Genomic DNA, 15689 nt, shown 5'->3' with positions numbered 1-15689 from the left:
CGTCAGGAATTTTCTCTTTCCGAACCACCCACAATCCCTGGCTCCATTTCCAGGGTGACACCGAACCGGTCAACCACTGACTGACGAACTTCTCTGGCAAGCTCCAGTATGTCGGCACCTGTGCCGCCCGAGTGGTTAATCAGAACCAGCGCCTGTCGGTTATGCACGCCCACCCGGGCATTCCGGAAGCCTTTCCAGCCACTCTGATCGATCAGCCAGGCTGCTGCCAGTTTGACCCCCTGCTCCTGAGGATAAGCCACAATATCCGGGTGCCGCTCGCTGAGTGCCTCGAATGTTTCTCCGTCAACCACCGGGTTCTTGAAGAAACTTCCGGCGTTCGGAATCATATCCGGGTCCGGCAACTTTCGTCGGCGAATGGCCATTATGGCCTCTGCCACATGCAAAGGGTCGAGGGCGGTTTCCGCCGTATCACCGAGGTACTCCCGGAGATCCCGATATCCGAGCACCAGAGCACGTGAGCGGGACAGGCCCAAACGGATTTCGGTGATCACATAGCGACCCGGCGTCTGTTTGAACAGGCTATCGCGGTAGGAAAAACGGCACTGAGCGTTAGTGAGAACAACCAATTCACCCGAATTGCGATCCAGTGCGGTAACGGATTCCAGGCAATCGCCGAGCTCGACACCATAGGCACCAATATTCTGGACGGGCGCCGCGCCGGCCGTGCCCGGGATAAGCGCCAGATTCTCGATACCGCGATAACCGGCCCGGGCAGCATACAGAACCGCCTCATGCCAGTTTTCACCCGCACCAAGCACCAGGGTCGCCCTGTGGTCCTCAATGTGCTCCCAACGGCGGCCACGAATCGCCAGACGCACCACCAGCCCCGCGAAGTCACCCACGAACACCAGGTTACTGCCGCCCCCCAGAATCAGGACTTCCTGATCCTCCGATGAGGCCCAGTCCAGAGACCTCACCAGCTCATCTGCGGTGTAAACTTCGACATAAAAACGGGCTTTGGCCGGCACGTGCAGGGTATTCAGCGCCTCCAGCTCTATGTTTTCCCGAATTTCCGGCTGCTGACTCAAGCCAGGCGCCCCCGGATGTCCGCCAGCAGGCCCTCGCCGGCTTCCTGGATCAGATCAAGCACGGTTTCAAAACCTGCGTCACCACCGTAATAGGGATCTGGCACCTCCTGATGGGCCGACTGACCGAATTCCAGAAAAAGGGCTGGCCGGGTGCCGCCATTCTGATGCCATACGTTCTTGATGTCTGCCAGGTTCTGGCGATCCATCACCAGCACGTAGTCAAAGGTGTCCAGATCCTCCGGACTGAACTGGCGGGCCCGCAACCCACTGATGTCGATACCCCGGCGCCGGGCAGCCTCCTGGGCGCGGGCGTCAGGACTCTTGCCAATGTGCCAGTCACCGGTGCCGCAGGAATCGATGTGGACCCGCTCTGCAAGGCCCGCCTGCTCTACCAGTAAGCGAAACACACCTTCAGCACTGGGCGATCGACAGATGTTGCCCAGGCACACGAAAAGAACGTTTACCGGTTCAGTCATTCTCGCTATTCCTCTTCTCCAGCCAGCCTCGGACCCTCTGCAAATCGGCGTCGGTATCAACGCCGCCCGGCGGGTTGACCGCGGCCACATCCACGTGAATACGGGCACCGTTATATAGCGCCCTCAACTGTTCCAGAGATTCGGTTACCTCGGTTGGAGCAGGCGCCCAGCTGACAAACTCGGCCAGGACGGAAGCGCGGTAACCATAGATGCCGATATGCCGGAAATATCCGACATTATCCGGCAAGGCGGTGTCCAGCCCCGTCAGGGGTGTGCCCTCCCGCCACTGATCCCTGGCCCACGGGATCGGCGCACGGCTGAAATAATGGGCGATCCCCCTGTGATCGAACACCACCTTGACCACATTGGGATTGAACACGTGCTCCGGATCATGGATCCGTTCACACAGTGTGGCAATGGCGGCTTCCGGATAAAACTCCAGATTGTCGGCCACCTGGTTGATCAGTTCGGGCGGAATCAGGGGCTCGTCACCCTGCACATTAACGACCCGATGATCTGGCCCGAAACCCAGCACCCGTGCCACCTCCTCAAGGCGGTCTGTGCCACTGGCGTGATTGGGTGATGTCATGACCACTTCTGCACCAAAGCCTTCGCAGGCGGTCCGGATCCGATCATCGTCCGTGGCGACAACGACTCTGTCTGCCCGGCTTTCCGCGGCACGCTCACAGACATGCTGGATCATCGGCTTGCCGGCAATGTCTGCCAGAGGCTTGCCCGGAAGGCGGCTGGACGCATAGCGGGCCGGAATCACAACGGTAAAAGACATGCGGTAACTACCTGGCTGACTTGGATTTAGCGCTTGTGCAGACGCTCATCAGTAGAGAGCGTACGGGCTTCGGTGGCCAACATAACGGGAATCCCCTCGCGGATCGGGAACGCCATGGCGTCCTGGTAACAGACCAGCTCCGTTCTGTCCTCGTTGAGTTTCAGATCGCCCTTACACACCGGACAGGCCAACAGCGCCAACAGTTTTTTATCCATGTTGCTTACTCGCTTTATATCAGGAAGTTAACGGCTCGGAGCATTGGCGAACCCGGGCCAGAAACGCGTCCCGGAACGTTCCTGGCAATCTGGCCTCAACGTTGAGGCTCCAGGCATTATCGGGTGCAAATTCCCGGCATTTCACCGCGTCTTTTGCCGTCATGACTATCAACTCATCGGTATCACTGGTCAGATCCTCAGGACGGAAACGATGGTGATCCGGAAAGGCCGCCTCTGAAACATCGGCGCCAAGGTTTCTGAGTGTATCGAAAAACCGGGCCGGGTTTCCGATCCCGGCCACAGCCCTCACGGCCTTGCCCCTGAGATCGCCAACGGCTATCGACTCCCCTGTTTTCAGGTGAACAAGGGTTGCAGGCTCAAGAACCATGGAAAATATCGCAGGGTGGTCAACACCAACGAAGCTTTCCATAGCCTGCTCTGAAAGCTCTTTGTCATTTACGATAACAAAGTCCACAGAAGCCAGTCGTGAAACCGGCTCCCGAAGCGGGCCGACGGGGATCAAGGCGCCGTTACCGATGCCCCGTTGTCCATCAAATACCGACAACTCCAGGTCTCTGGGCAACTTGTAGTGTTGAAGGCCATCGTCACAAATCAGCACATCACCCAGGTTTTTCTCAAGGGCGTAATCGGCGCCCCGTCGGCGGCGCGGATCAACAACAACCGGGCACCCGGTGCTCAGCGCCAGCATGACAGGCTCATCACCGGCTTCCTCAGGACTGGTCTGCGCCGCAACTTCCAGCGGGTACTGGCCAGCATCACCACCATAACCCCTGCTGAGAATAACCGGCCGCCAGCCATCGGATGCCAGTGCGGCAACCAGCCAGGCGGTGAGCGGCGACTTGCCGGTTCCACCGGCAGTGATGTTGCCAACCACAATGACCGGAACCGGGAGCGACGCATCCCTTGCATCCCAGGCAGCCCGGCGGCGGGCTTCCGCGATGCTCCGGTACAGCCATGACAGCGGTGCGAGAAAAGCCAAAGGGCGCTTCCTTCCATACCAGAGACGCTCAACCAGCGAACTCATGACAGATTGCAACGTGCTCATGCCTGCTCGCTGAACTGCATCTGGTGCAGCTGAGCGTAAGCGCCGCCAGCGGCAAGGAGTTCGTCATGTCGACCGGATTCGGCGATCCGGCCGTTGTCCATCACCAGAATTCGGTCTGCTTTCTCGATGGTGGAAAGACGATGCGCAATGACCAGCGTGGTGCGGCCCTGCATAACCGTTTCCAGCGCTTCCTGGATGTGACGTTCAGATTCCGTATCCAGCGCCGATGTGGCTTCATCAAGGATCAGAATCGGGGCGTTCTTGAGCAGCGCCCGGGCGATGGCGAGCCGCTGTCGCTGCCCACCGGAAAGCATGACTCCATTGTCACCGATCATGGTGTCCAGGCCTTCGGGCATACGATCAATAAATTCCAGCGCATGAGCCTTGGCGGCAGCCTCGCGGATTTCTTCGCGCGTGCAGTTCCGGAGAGAGCCATAGGCTATGTTGGCCGCGATACTGTCGTTAAAAAGCACTACATTCTGGTTCACGAGTGCAATCTGGGACCGAAGCCCTTTCAGGGAAAACTCCTTTAGCGAATGTCCATCGATACGAATGTCACCGCCGGTGTATTCATAGAATCTTGGAATGAGACTCACCAGGGTGGACTTTCCGCTCCCTGAACGACCGACAAGTGCCACACTCTGACCGGCAGGAATGCTAAAGGAGATACCTTCCAGAACATTATCGAGCTGATCCCGGTACCGAAAGGCCACCTCATCAAACTCGATGTCGCCCTCAACGCGATCCGGCGAATACGTACCCGGATCCTGTTCCGGCGATTCGTCGATTGTTTCGAACACATCGTAAGCGGCTGCAACGCCCTTCTGGATCTTGGCGTGAACAGAGGTAACCTGACGGATGGGCTTGGCCATGGTCGTCGCTGCCGTAATGAACGCTACCAGCTGACCCGTGGTCATCTCACCGCGAATTTCAGGCGCCAGCATCATCCAGACCAATCCGGCAATGGCGATGGCCACCAGTACCTGAATCACCGGAACACTGATGGCCTGAGTGGATGCCATCTTCAAACTTTGCTTGAGGTTTCTATTGTTAACCTCTTGAAAACGATCACGTTCATAATCCTCACCACCAAAGGTGCGAACAACGCGATAGCCGGTAATCGATTCAGAGGCAACATGGGTTATATCGCCCATCGAGCCCTGGATCCGCTGACTGATCTTGCGGAAGCGTTTGCTGGCATAGCTTACAACCGCGGCAATGAGCGGCCCTACCGCCAGGAAAATCAGCGTGAGCTTCCAGTTGGTATAGAACATGTAACCCAGCAGACCGACGATGGTCAGACCTTCGCGGAGCGTGATGGTCACCGCGTTGGTCGTCGCCTCCGCCACCTGCTCGACGTTAAAGGTAAGCTTGGACACCAGCCGTCCCGCCGCGTTGTCATCGAAATAGCGGGAAGGCAGTGTCATCAGTCGATCAAACACATCGTTACGAAGCGCATTGATGACCTGACGCCCGACATAGCTGATGAAGTACTGGCTCAGGAAGGTGCCCAGCCCACGGAATGCGAAGACGCCAACGATAACCAGCGTCAACATCAGACGATTCTGCTCGGTCGGATTCTCGATCGCCGCAATGACGTATTCCATGGCTGCCGCCATACCAGTCGATGCAGCGGCATAGATAATGTTGCCGAGTACTGCAAGGGAGAAGGCCAGCAGGAACGGCTTTACATAAGCGAGAAGGCGCTTGTAGGTATCCCAACTGCCCGCCGGCAGGCCGGCCGCAGGGTCTGGTATAGGCTCGGACACCTTCACTGGTTCTCAGCCTCCCGCTCGGTAGTAATGCTGAGCTTGGCAAATCCGAGACGGCCGGCAACGTCCATGGCACGCACCACAAATTCATGGGGTGTGCGGGCGTCAGCGGTAATGATGAACGGAAGCGAGTTATTGCCTTCAGCCAGTTCACGGACACCCCGCTCAAGGGTCTCCCGCCGATTATTGACCAATGTGCGGTCGTTCAGGATGTACTGCCCCTCGGCATTGATCACCACGTCGATCTGCTGCACTTCGGATGCCGGCGCAGGCTCGCCACTGGCCTCAGGCAATTCAACCTGCAGATGGCTCTCGCGGGTAAAGGTCGTGGAAACCATAAAGAAAATCAGCAGCAGAAACACCACGTCGATCAGTGGCGTCAGGTCTACCCCGACTTCCTGGCTCCTCTGGCGCTTGAACTTCACGGCGTTCAGGCTCCTTCCACGTCGATTTCGCGGTCTCCGTGCACTACCTCAACCAGCTTGATCGCTTCCTGCTCCATACCGACGACCAGCTCATCCACTCTGCGGATAAAATAACGGTGGCAGATAAGTGCCGGGATGGCGACGCTCAGGCCCGCAGCCGTTGTGATCAGCGCTTCAGAAATACCACCGGCAAGGTTGCCGGCGTTGCCGACCCCGGCCAGCTGGATCTCGGCGAATACCTTGATCATGCCAATGACAGTACCAAGCAGCCCCAGCAGAGGGGTGATCGTCGCGACGGTGCCCAGCGGATTGAGGAAACGCTCCAGATCATGGATGACCTGGCTTGCCTCGTGCTCGATGCTCTCTTTCATGATTTCGCGGCCATGCTTGGCGTTAAGCAGGCCACCGGCAAGAATCCGGCCCAGGGGCGATGACCCCTGCAGGGCTTTCAGTTTCCGGCCATTGAGTTCTTTCTTCTTGATCCAGCGCCATAACTCATTGATGGTCTGGGGGGGCGCGACCCTGGAGGCGCGAAGGGTCCAGAAACGCTCCAGAATGATGGCCAGCGCCAGAATGGAGCAGGCAACAATTGGCACCATCAGAATGCCACCGGCTTTCAACAGCTCGAACACGCTTGGTCTCCCTGATTGTTTGCAAGCCGCGCTACTTTAGCATAGCTACCCGTGGAGGCCACACCTGCAATGTCACGGTATTTTACATTGGTCACGGGCAAGCCCCGGACCACCGATCCAGAATGACGAGCCATGCCGCATTTCCTTTATTACCAGCTTTTTATCAACAACGGTCATCTCGACACTGCCTGAACATGCTGTGTTCAGCGGCACCGCTCCGACCCCGGCGTAACGTGCGGTTACCGTTGGGTGGGGATGACCGTACCGGTGGCGATAGCCAGCGGTATAGATGACCCGATCTGGCTTCAGCACGCGCACCCAGGGCTCGGAAGATGAGGTTTTGCTCCCGTGGTGGGGCGCAACGAGCACGCGAGTTGAAGGAACCTGAACGTCCTCTCGGGCAGCCATATTAGCCAGATACTCTGTCTCCATGGGTTCGGTAATATCTCCTGGCAAGAGCCACTCAGTTCCGGAGTCAGGGTGGTAGATACGCAACACACAGGAAGCGTCGTTGCCCTCTTGAGCGCCCTCACCCTGCCAGAACTCGAGGACCAATCCACCCAGCCTTTCTTCAGCGTGTTTGCACGCTTGCACAGGCAGTTCGCCAACCTGCTGTTTGACCTCCGCAGGCTCGCCAGCAATCACACGGCCGATCCTGAGGTTCCGCGAGAGCTCCGCGATGCCACCGGCATGATCGCTGTCGGCGTGGCTGATCAAGAGAGTGTCAATACGCTTGATTCCTTCAGCCGCCAGATTGGGCAAAAGCGTGGATTCGACGGCCGAAAACACGCCCGGCACGGCGGGACCGGTATCGTAGACAAGAACCTCGCGCCCGTGCCGGACCAGAACCGAAAGACCCTGCCCAACATCCCATACCCTTACAACTGGCGCTGCCTCGTACGAATTCCTTTCGGAAGAAGGGGCCGGATACACCAGCCACAACACCGCAGAAAGGACCGCCACAAGGCGGAACATGGCGAACGGCAAAAACAATACCGCGACGCTCAGCAACGCCCAGCCAACAAGCTCCGGTACACCAGCCGGGATGTCCGTCGCCTGCCACTGCGCCAGCCACATGAGCAATTGCCACAGAACACCGAGCGTTAGATCGAATATTGGCAGTAACAGCTGGACGGTGCCTGGAACTACGGCGGCAAGCAACCCACCCGCGACAAGCACTGGCATAACCACAAGGGATACCCAGGGAATGGCGACCAGGTTGGCCAACAGCCCGACCAGTGGCTGATCCTGCCCCAGTATTTCGAGGATTGGCCATAATCCGCCAAAGACTGCAAGCTGGGCCAGGACGAGTCCTCTCAGCCACCCGGTTCCAGCCAGCCGCGCCGAGAATACAGTGATCAGCGTGCCAACCGCAGCGAACGAAAGCCAGAACCCCTGATCCAGGGGCGCAAAGGGATCCAGCACAAGAACGGCAGCCAACGCGGCCAGAAAAGCGTGCCAGACCGGGGCCTGACGACTCATCAAAACCAGCCAGCCACCGGCCACAACCATCACCAGAGCTCTCCGGGTCGGAACGGTAAATCCTGCCGCCAGGGCATAAACCAGACAACAAAGAATAACGGCCACGAAGGTCAACCAACGCCTCGAGCTATCGCTGACTATCTGTGCCGGAACAGTCAGCAACAGTCGCCGGCACAGAAACCCTGCCCCCAGGGCAATCAGACCCAGGTGCAGGCCTGATATGGCAACCAGGTGAATGGTGCCGGTCGCCTTGAGCACATCCCAGTGCTTCTGTTCCATATGGCCGCGATGCCCTATGAGCAACGAAGAAACCAGCGGAAAATGACGGGCACCGCCAAATTGCTCGATAGTCCATTGGTGAAGCAAACGATGCAGCTTCCGGTACTGGCAATGGACGAAACACCCGACGTCCCGGTCAACCTCCACGCTACGAATGCTGCCCGTGGCCCGGTAACCTTTGCGAAACAGCCAGTCCTCGTAGCGAAAGCCGGCGGGGTTGAGGGTGCCGTGGGGGCGCTTGAGCACAACCTCCAGCCGCAAACGGTGACCCGGGAGCCGCTCCATTCCGTGACCGTACCAGGACAACCTGAGCAGGGCCGGCATCCTTGCTTCCTCTCCGGTCGGGATGGGAAGGTTGTGCCACTCGGTGACACAGAAACTGAAACGTAAACTGTTGAAGCTACCGGGCGAAGGAATGTCACACACGTATCCGGAGACAGAGAGACGCTCGCGTTCCAGGCTTGCCGGCAGAACCGTTGAAAGCCGGTCACTGGCATGCCACGAGGCCCAGGAGAGTCCGACGACGAGGCCAAGCGCAGATACGAATGCGGAGCTGGCAAAGGTCGGGGAAACGCAGATCCGGCCGAAGGCCAACAGTGGTATCACGGCTATCAACCACGCGGGAGGTGGCAGTATCGACAACCAATACAGTAAGATAACGCCACAAGAGAAGGCGATAACGCCCAGCGCTGCGGAACCGGAGTCGCCAAAAGGGCGCACCGGTCTGTTGATACTTCCGGACAATCCTTGTCCTCCTGTATGTCACAAACACCGGCAACATCCGATGAGCCGGTCTACTAACTCCGTCTAAAGGCAGAACTTCCAATGCCAAAGAAGTTCATGAAACGCTATCTGCCCTCTCCAGAGAAGGTGCAAGCGATGCAGTCGCTAAGCTTTCTGGGCGATATCCTTCATGAACCGAACCTTTGGCACATCAACCGTCACAGTGTTGCGCGGGCCTTTCTCGTCGGCATCTGGTTCTGCTTTATTCCCATGCCCTTCCAGATGCTCGCGGCGGCCTTTTTTGCCATCTGGTTCAATGCCAACCTGCCGCTATCAGTCGTCCTGGTATGGATCAGCAACCCTGTAACCATGCCGCCGATGTTCTATTTCAACTACAAGATTGGCGCCTGGGCTCTGGATCGGCCTGTGCTCAGTTTTGATTTCGAGCTCTCGTGGTCCTGGATCAGCGAGCGGCTGCTGGATATCGGCATTCCCCTCTATCTCGGGTCTCTGGTGGTCGCAACGGTTTCCGCTTGCGTAGCCTACCTGATCATCCAGTATCTGTGGCGCCGGAAAATTCGCTCTGACTGGCAGGTGCGACGCACCGCACGCCTCAGACGCCGTCGTGAGGCTGATCAGGCTTCCTGAATCAGACGACCCTGCTCAAGCCGCATAACACGCCCCAGGCTTCTGGCCATTTTCATGTCATGGGTAACCATGACAAAGGCAATACCCAGTTGATCCCTCAATGACTCGATCAGGGCCTGCACCCCTTCTCCGGTATGTTCATCCAGGTTGCCCGTCGGTTCGTCCATCAGAACACAGTCCGGTTCGTTGACCAGTGCGCGGGCAATGGCCACCCGCTGGCGTTCGCCACCGGACAGCTCGCCGGGTTTGTGATCCAGCCTTTCGGCAAGCCCGACCCGCTGCAGCAGGCTGGCTGCCTTGTCCCTCGACCTGGATACCGCCATACCACCCAACGCACAAGGCATCATAACGTTTTCCAGAGCGGTGAACTCCGGCAACAGGTGATGGAACTGATAGACAAACCCAAGATGGGCATTCCGGAACCGGGCGCGCCGTCCCTCGGAAAGCCGGTGAATATCTTCGCCACAAATGGAAATCTGGCCGGAAGATGGCTTGTCGAGCCCGCCCAACAAATTGAGCAACGTGGTTTTGCCGGCACCGCTACTGCCCACAATGGCAACGGTCTCCCCCTGTGCAACTTCGAGCGAGATATCCGAAAAAATGGTGAGCTTGCCGAGACCCTCGTTATAGGTCCGGGTCACCTGACGGCAGTCTATTACCAGGGCAGAGTGTGCCATTGCGGATTGTTCCTTACTCATAACGAAGCGCCTCCGCCGGATCCACTCTGGAAGCCCGCCAGGCCGGGTAAATGGTTGCCAACAGACTCATGGCGAGGCCGGCGCCACTGATGATAAAAACGTCCTGCCATTGCAGCTGGGAAGGCAGATAGCTAATGAAGTAAACGTCCGCGCTCAGGAACTGGTGGCCAAGCGCTCCCTCCAGCCAGGAAATAAAGGCACTGATGTTGAGCGCTCCGAAAACGCCCAGCGCCGTGCCAACAATGGTTCCGAAGATACCGATGACCGCCCCCTGAACAATAAAGATCCGCATGATGCGGCCCGGCGTTGCCCCCATGGTCCTGAGGATGGCGATGTCACCGGTTTTATCGGTAACCACCATCACCAGCGTGGACACGATATTAAAAGCAGCGACAGCTACGATAAACATCAGCAGCAGGCCGATCATGGTTTTCTCCATGCGGATGGCCTGGAACAGGTTGCCGTGGGTGCGGGTCCAGTCAGATACGTAATACCGGCCGCCCAGGGACTCTGCAGCCTGCTGCGACACCCTGGGAGCGGCAAAAAGGTCATCCACCAGCAGGCGAATACCCTCGGCTTTGCCCCCGGTCCGCATGAGCCTGGCGGCATCATCCATGTGAATCAGGGTGTAATTGCCATCCAGTTCTGCCCCGACACTGAAGATACCCTTGACCGTGAACCGTTTGAGCCTGGGCAGGACCCCAGCCGGCGTAACCGAGGCTTCCGGCAGGACCACGGTTACCTTGTCACCGATCTGAAGACGCAGGCTGGCCGCCATCAACCGACCGATGATGATGCCGAATTCGCCAGAAACCAGATCGTTGAGACTGCCTTCGACCATGTGGTTTTCGATGATGGAGACCGTGCGCTCCTCCTCCGGGAGAATGCCGTTAAGCACGACCCCGCGAACATTTCCGCCGCCGGTAACCATGCCCTGCCCCTGTATGAAAGGCGCAGCAGCCAACACGCGGGGGTGCTGCTGCACCTTCGCGTCGATTGATTGCCAGTCGTCAAGCGGCCCGGCTCCCTGAATGGTAGCGTGGGGCACCATCCCGAGAATTCGCTGCTTGAGCTCCCGATCGAATCCGTTCATGACCGAAAGCACGATGATCAGAACCGCAACCCCCAGCATCAGTCCGATCATGGAGGTCAGGGAAATAAAGGAAATGAAGTGATTGCGGCGTTTGGCGGCCGTGTAACGCAAGCCAATATAGAGTGATAAGGGTCTGAACATTGAGAGGTGCCTGTTGCTACCTTCCGGTCTGTCGTGGTCTGGTTTTCCCGGGTACCTTCCAGCACGACGGGAAACTGCTAAACTGTTCTGTACCAAATAAAAATTCAGCCTTCCGGAGCCGCGATGCAGTCATCCGACATCCCCAACGAACCGGTGGACTATTCACCCGAACGGCGGGACTTTTTCCGCATTGAAGACCGGATCGGCCTGGAGATCCGCAAGCTGGCGCCTGGCACCGCAATGGAAGAAGATGCCTTCGACGGCGACCACCTTGAGAGCCTGAAAGCTGAATTCAGGCGGCTGGATCAGGACGTTAAATCCCAGCTTGCCAGCCTTGCCGAAAAAGACCGGCTGCTTACCGGACTGATCAAATCCCTGAACGGCAAGCTGGACACGCTTGCGCGCATTATGGCCTTTGAGCAAAATCCGTTGCAACCTGAGGACTGGCAGGAAGTAACCCTGAGCGAGGGTGGGCTGTCGTTCTCGAGCAGCACCCCTGCCTGGCAGCCGGGAGACCGGCTCGCTGTTCGAATGACCCTCCCACCCGAACTTTTCCAGCCCCGCGCAGTTGCCCGAGTTATCGAGGTACACCCCGATTCGTCAGGCGGATCAAGGGTCCACACCGAATTCGCCCGGATTGAGGACAGCGATCGCCAGCAAATCGCACGACATGTGATGCGGTGGCAGATTCGACAGCGTCAAAAGGAGTAGACTGAGGAAAAACGAGTGACTTTTGCTAATCTTTTTCGGATATTACGCTTTATCCATGTCCTCCCGAGGACATCAGTTTTCATGGAGACCCATCAATGAGAAAACAAACTACCCTGTGCGGCGCACTGGCAGTGACTGCCACGCTGGCCCTTTTCCCGATGATGTCCGCGGTAGCTGAAGAAGTCCGCGTGCCAGTCGGCACCCAGGCCGATCGAGCCGAGGCCAGCTTCCCCGGCTCTGGCATGAGCCAGTCATCAGTGCGCGCTTCCTGGGGTGCACCCGTGGAAATTGAAGGTCCCGTAGGCCAGCCACCGATCACCCAATGGCACTATCAGGGCTTTATCGTGTATTTCGAAGGCGACCGGGTTATCCACACCGTTCTCAAGCCGAATCGCTGAAGGCCCGAGGGGCCTTTCCAGGCTGGAAATTCCCTTCCCATGTCCTGACGTTCAACCAATCGTTGGTTAGAATGGCGTCTTTTATGATTCAAGGTGACGTAGTGACAACCAAACGAGTGTTGCCCGCAGAGTGGGCGCCCCAGAGTGCCGTCATGCTGACCTGGCCCCATCCGGGAACCGACTGGGCAGGCTTGATCGACGAGGTTGAACCGGTGTTCCTCGACATCGCGAAAGCCGTACTCCCACACGAACACCTTGTCATCAGTTGCGAACACGTTGTCCGCCTGCAGGAGCTCGAACGGGACCTCAATCGCTACGCCGCCGACAACGGGTTTCCGGGCCGCGTGAGATCGGTTCCGGCACCGGCGAATGACACCTGGGCCCGCGACCATGGACCAATCACCGTTCTCACCGATGAAGGGCCGACACTGCTGGATTTCAGGTTCAACGCCTGGGGCGGCAAGTTCCCCTGGGAAAAGGACGATGCGTTAAATAATCACCTTTTCAATGCTGGCGTCTTCGGCACAACCAGGATGCAGCAGGTCGGTTTTGTGCTGGAAGGGGGTTCATTTGAATCCGATGGTCAGGGCACCCTGCTGACCACATCCGAGTGCCTGCTGACGCCAACCCGAAACCCGGCCATGGATCGCACGGCGATTGAACAGCTGCTTTCCGAGGTGCTGGGAATCCGGCGGATTTTCTGGCTCAACCACGGCTATCTTGCCGGGGATGACACCGACAGCCACATAGATACCCTCGCCCGATTTTGCGCCCCGGATCACATCTGCTACGTGACTTGCCCAGATGTGGCGGATGAACACTACAGCGCGTTGGCAGCCATGGAGGAGGAACTTCAGGAGTTCCGCCAGGCCGACGGCGCCCCCTACAAGCTGACGCCTCTGCCCTGGCCCGAGGCCATTCATGATGAGGACGGTGAACGTCTTCCGGCCACCTACGCCAACTTCCTGATCATCAATGAGGCGGTTTTGCTTCCCGTGTACGGCGTTGATCAGGATCAGGACGCCATTGCTGTCATGAAAGAGATCTTTCCGACACGAGAAATAGTGCCGATCAATTGCCGACCATTGATTCGTCAGCATGGCAGCCTTCATTGTGTGACTATGCAAATTCCCGCCGGAGTAGTCAGTTGATGAGCAGTGAGTTGCGCAAAAGCCAAATCAATGTTGCCGCCATCCAGCAGGCCTGCAGCAGCGACAAGGCCGCCAGCCTCGCCACTACCGAGAAACTGGTCCGTGAGGCCGTAGCCAGTGGCGCCAACCTGGTGGTCCTCCAGGAACTTCACGCCACCTTATATTTTTGCCAGACCGAGGAAACGTCTGTTTTCGAGCTGGCAGAGCCGATTCCCGGTCCTACCAGCAAGCGCCTGTCTGACCTGGCCCGGGAACTGGGTGTTGTGCTGGTTGGATCCATTTTCGAACGTCGTATGAACGGCGTGTACCACAACACGGCGGTTGTATTTGAGAAAGACGGCTCCCTGGCAGGGCTTTACCGAAAAATGCACATTCCGGACGACCCGGGTTTCTATGAAAAATTCTACTTCACGCCCGGTGACGCCCAGTTCAACGATGGCCGCAGCGGTTTCACGCCTATCGATACGTCTGCCGGCAGGCTCGGCGTGCTGGTGTGCTGGGACCAGTGGTACCCCGAGGCCGCAAGGCTTATGGCCCTGGCTGGCGCCGAGATCCTGATCTACCCCACTGCGATCGGCTGGGATGTAACGGATAACCCCGATGAACAGGCGCGTCAACTGGACGCCTGGGTCACCGTGCAAAGGGGCCATGCCGTTGCCAACAACCTGCCGGTGGTGGCTCCGAACCGGGTAGGTACTGAACCCGACCCCTCCGGGCACAGCGACGGCATCCGTTTCTGGGGCAACAGTTTTATCTGTGGCCCGCAGGGTGAGTTGCTGGCCCGGGGCGATGACAGCTCCGAATGCATCCTTGCCGTCACCCTGGATCGCAACCGCAGTGAATCGGTTCGCCGTATCTGGCCGTATTTGAGAGATCGCCGAATAGACGCCTACGGCGACATCCTCAAACGCGTAAGAGACTGAGCCCCGAATGAAAAAACTGGTCGATACCGTAGTCAGTGAACTGAACCAGATACTCCTGGGCAAAGACCAACAGGTACGCCTTGCCCTCTGCGGGCTGCTGGCCCGCGGGCACCTGCTGATCGAAGATATCCCCGGCATGGGCAAAACCACCCTTTCCCATGCCCTGGCCAAGGTGATGGGGCTGACTTACCAGCGCATCCAGTTCACCAACGACCTGCTTCCGGCGGATGTACTGGGTTACTCCATGTACGACAAACAGGCCGGCAGCCTGGTATTCCATCCCGGCCCGATTTTTGCCCAGGTGGTGTTGGCTGATGAAATCAACCGGGCATCACCGCGAACACAGAGCGCTCTGCTCGAAGCCATGGAAGAACGACAAGTGTCCATCGAGGGCGAGACCCGGCCCCTGCCACATCCGTTCTTCGTGATTGCCACCCAGAATCCCATCGAGCAGGGCGGCACCTACCCCCTGCCCGAGTCCCAGCTGGACCGGTTCCTCATGCGCCTTCGCCTCGGCTATCCGGACCCACGGGCCGAGCGGGAGCTCCTGGAGGGCGAAGACCGTCGTGCCATGACCGAAAAGCTGCCGACCCTGCTCTCCCAGGCCGACCTGAAAACCCTGCAGGAAGGCGTTACCCGGATAACCGCCAGCCCGGCTCTTCTGGATTACGTGCAACGATTACTGGAACAGAGCCGGAGAATGCCCGGCCTTCTTTACGGGCTCTCGCCCCGGGCGGGATTGGGACTGGTGCGGGCCGCCAAGGCCTGGGCCCTGATGGAGGGGCGTCATCACGTGTTGCCTGACGACATCCAGGCCGTGTTCCCTGCAGTGGCAGCCCACCGTCTCGAACAGGGCGAGTCCGGCAAAAGCGCGGAAAGGGTTCGTCAACTGTTGGCAACGGTTTCTGTGCTTGAGTAAATAGCAAGGTTTTATAAGCGGAATTGGCCAAAACGAATGGCAGACCGCGCCTTTCATGTTAGCCTTTGCTCCTTTCCCCGAAGCGTCTGGCCCTGAAACCG

17 protein-coding genes are annotated in these 15689 nt (G+C 58.3%); 6 read left to right on the top strand and 11 right to left on the bottom strand.

The genetic code is table 11. From position 1 onward, the window contains the following. Positions 1-2 precede the first annotated feature (2 nt). The 9 genes from murB to CFB02_RS04550 form a co-directional block, all read right to left on the bottom strand. Positions 3-1049: a UDP-N-acetylmuramate dehydrogenase gene (gene murB / locus CFB02_RS04590; RefSeq protein WP_088557057.1), complete on the bottom strand. Its 1047-nt coding sequence runs from the start codon at positions 1047-1049 to the stop codon at positions 3-5. After that, complete coding sequence (locus tag CFB02_RS04585; protein WP_088557056.1) at positions 1046-1525, bottom strand: low molecular weight protein-tyrosine-phosphatase; 480 nt, start codon at positions 1523-1525, stop codon at positions 1046-1048. The genes murB and CFB02_RS04585 overlap by 4 nt, the downstream gene beginning before the upstream one ends. Beyond that, positions 1518-2312 (bottom strand): 3-deoxy-manno-octulosonate cytidylyltransferase, encoded by a 795-nt coding sequence (gene kdsB, locus CFB02_RS04580; protein WP_088557055.1) that lies wholly within the window; start codon positions 2310-2312, stop codon positions 1518-1520. Before kdsB ends, CFB02_RS04585 begins: the two co-directional genes overlap by 8 nt. 26 nt (positions 2313-2338) lie before the next feature. Next, positions 2339-2527: a Trm112 family protein gene (locus CFB02_RS04575; RefSeq protein ID WP_008169170.1), complete on the bottom strand. Its 189-nt coding sequence runs from the start codon at positions 2525-2527 to the stop codon at positions 2339-2341. A gap of 19 nt (positions 2528-2546) precedes the next feature. Next, on the bottom strand, positions 2547-3593 hold the full coding sequence (gene lpxK / locus CFB02_RS04570; RefSeq protein WP_088557054.1) for a tetraacyldisaccharide 4'-kinase: 1047 nt from the start codon (positions 3591-3593) through the stop codon (positions 2547-2549). Beyond that, entirely contained in the window at positions 3590-5368 is a 1779-nt protein-coding gene (msbA, locus tag CFB02_RS04565) for a lipid A export permease/ATP-binding protein MsbA (protein WP_088557053.1), read from the bottom strand. Before msbA ends, lpxK begins: the two co-directional genes overlap by 4 nt. Continuing rightward, positions 5365-5790 carry an ExbD/TolR family protein gene (locus tag CFB02_RS04560; protein ID WP_064230166.1) on the bottom strand — a complete coding sequence of 142 codons (426 nt, stop codon included), beginning with the start codon at positions 5788-5790 and terminating at the stop codon, positions 5365-5367. Before CFB02_RS04560 ends, msbA begins: the two co-directional genes overlap by 4 nt. A gap of 5 nt (positions 5791-5795) precedes the next feature. Continuing rightward, complete coding sequence (locus CFB02_RS04555) at positions 5796-6422, bottom strand: MotA/TolQ/ExbB proton channel family protein (RefSeq protein ID WP_008169179.1); 627 nt, start codon at positions 6420-6422, stop codon at positions 5796-5798. Positions 6423-6494: 72 nt separating this feature from the next. Continuing rightward, on the bottom strand, positions 6495-8903 hold the full coding sequence (locus CFB02_RS04550; protein WP_088559162.1) for a DNA internalization-related competence protein ComEC/Rec2: 2409 nt from the start codon (positions 8901-8903) through the stop codon (positions 6495-6497). 105 nt (positions 8904-9008) lie between these two features. Here CFB02_RS04550 and CFB02_RS04545 point away from each other — a divergent pair, with 105 nt between their 5' ends. Next, positions 9009-9554, top strand: a complete 546-nt coding sequence (locus CFB02_RS04545; RefSeq protein WP_008169186.1) for a DUF2062 domain-containing protein — start codon at positions 9009-9011, stop codon at positions 9552-9554. Here the strand turns inward: CFB02_RS04545 and CFB02_RS04540 are convergent. Beyond that, complete coding sequence (locus tag CFB02_RS04540; RefSeq protein WP_014577413.1) at positions 9542-10231, bottom strand: ABC transporter ATP-binding protein; 690 nt, start codon at positions 10229-10231, stop codon at positions 9542-9544. The two genes, CFB02_RS04545 and CFB02_RS04540, sit on opposite strands and share 13 nt — an antisense overlap. 13 nt (positions 10232-10244) lie before the next feature. Further along, positions 10245-11486, bottom strand: a complete 1242-nt coding sequence (locus tag CFB02_RS04535; RefSeq protein WP_088557052.1) for a lipoprotein-releasing ABC transporter permease subunit — start codon at positions 11484-11486, stop codon at positions 10245-10247. 123 nt (positions 11487-11609) lie between these two features. On the opposite strand from CFB02_RS04535, the gene CFB02_RS04530 reads away from it, so the two are divergent. From CFB02_RS04530 to CFB02_RS04510, 5 genes are all read left to right on the top strand, one after another. Further along, complete coding sequence (locus tag CFB02_RS04530) at positions 11610-12197, top strand: PilZ domain-containing protein (protein WP_088557051.1); 588 nt, start codon at positions 11610-11612, stop codon at positions 12195-12197. Between the two features lie 95 nt (positions 12198-12292). Next, positions 12293-12595, top strand: a complete 303-nt coding sequence (locus tag CFB02_RS04525; protein WP_088557050.1) for a hypothetical protein — start codon at positions 12293-12295, stop codon at positions 12593-12595. A gap of 101 nt (positions 12596-12696) precedes the next feature. Further along, complete coding sequence (locus CFB02_RS04520) at positions 12697-13746, top strand: agmatine/peptidylarginine deiminase (RefSeq protein WP_227519316.1); 1050 nt, start codon at positions 12697-12699, stop codon at positions 13744-13746. Further along, positions 13746-14669: a carbon-nitrogen hydrolase gene (locus CFB02_RS04515; RefSeq protein WP_088557048.1), complete on the top strand. Its 924-nt coding sequence runs from the start codon at positions 13746-13748 to the stop codon at positions 14667-14669. The genes CFB02_RS04520 and CFB02_RS04515 overlap by 1 nt, the downstream gene beginning before the upstream one ends. A 7-nt stretch (positions 14670-14676) precedes the next feature. Continuing rightward, complete coding sequence (locus tag CFB02_RS04510) at positions 14677-15588, top strand: AAA family ATPase (protein WP_014577419.1); 912 nt, start codon at positions 14677-14679, stop codon at positions 15586-15588. Positions 15589-15689 lie beyond the last annotated feature (101 nt).

Source organism: Marinobacter sp. es.042 (assembly GCF_900188315.1).
Lineage (GTDB): Bacteria > Pseudomonadota > Gammaproteobacteria > Pseudomonadales > Oleiphilaceae > Marinobacter.
The sequence above is the reverse complement of the archived record's forward strand: the minus strand, read 5'-3'. Positions and strand labels throughout refer to the sequence as shown.

Bases quoted from the DNA above. Each gene is read 5' to 3' on its own strand.
- CFB02_RS04585 (WP_088557056.1), bottom strand. From the start codon at position 1,525: ATGACTGAACCGGTAAACGTTCTTTTCGTGTGCCTGGGCAACATCTGT.
- kdsB (WP_088557055.1), bottom strand. From the start codon at position 2,312: ATGTCTTTTACCGTTGTGATTCCGGCCCGCTATGCGTCCAGCCGCCTT.
- CFB02_RS04575 (WP_008169170.1), bottom strand. From the start codon at position 2,527: ATGGATAAAAAACTGTTGGCGCTGTTGGCCTGTCCGGTGTGTAAGGGC.
- lpxK (WP_088557054.1), bottom strand. From the start codon at position 3,593: ATGAGCACGTTGCAATCTGTCATGAGTTCGCTGGTTGAGCGTCTCTGG.
- CFB02_RS04545 (WP_008169186.1), top strand. From the start codon at position 9,009: ATGCCAAAGAAGTTCATGAAACGCTATCTGCCCTCTCCAGAGAAGGTG.
- CFB02_RS04540 (WP_014577413.1), bottom strand. From the start codon at position 10,231: ATGGCACACTCTGCCCTGGTAATAGACTGCCGTCAGGTGACCCGGACC.
- CFB02_RS04535 (WP_088557052.1), bottom strand. From the start codon at position 11,486: ATGTTCAGACCCTTATCACTCTATATTGGCTTGCGTTACACGGCCGCC.
- CFB02_RS04530 (WP_088557051.1), top strand. From the start codon at position 11,610: ATGCAGTCATCCGACATCCCCAACGAACCGGTGGACTATTCACCCGAA.
- CFB02_RS04525 (WP_088557050.1), top strand. From the start codon at position 12,293: ATGAGAAAACAAACTACCCTGTGCGGCGCACTGGCAGTGACTGCCACG.
- CFB02_RS04515 (WP_088557048.1), top strand. From the start codon at position 13,746: ATGAGCAGTGAGTTGCGCAAAAGCCAAATCAATGTTGCCGCCATCCAG.
- CFB02_RS04510 (WP_014577419.1), top strand. From the start codon at position 14,677: ATGAAAAAACTGGTCGATACCGTAGTCAGTGAACTGAACCAGATACTC.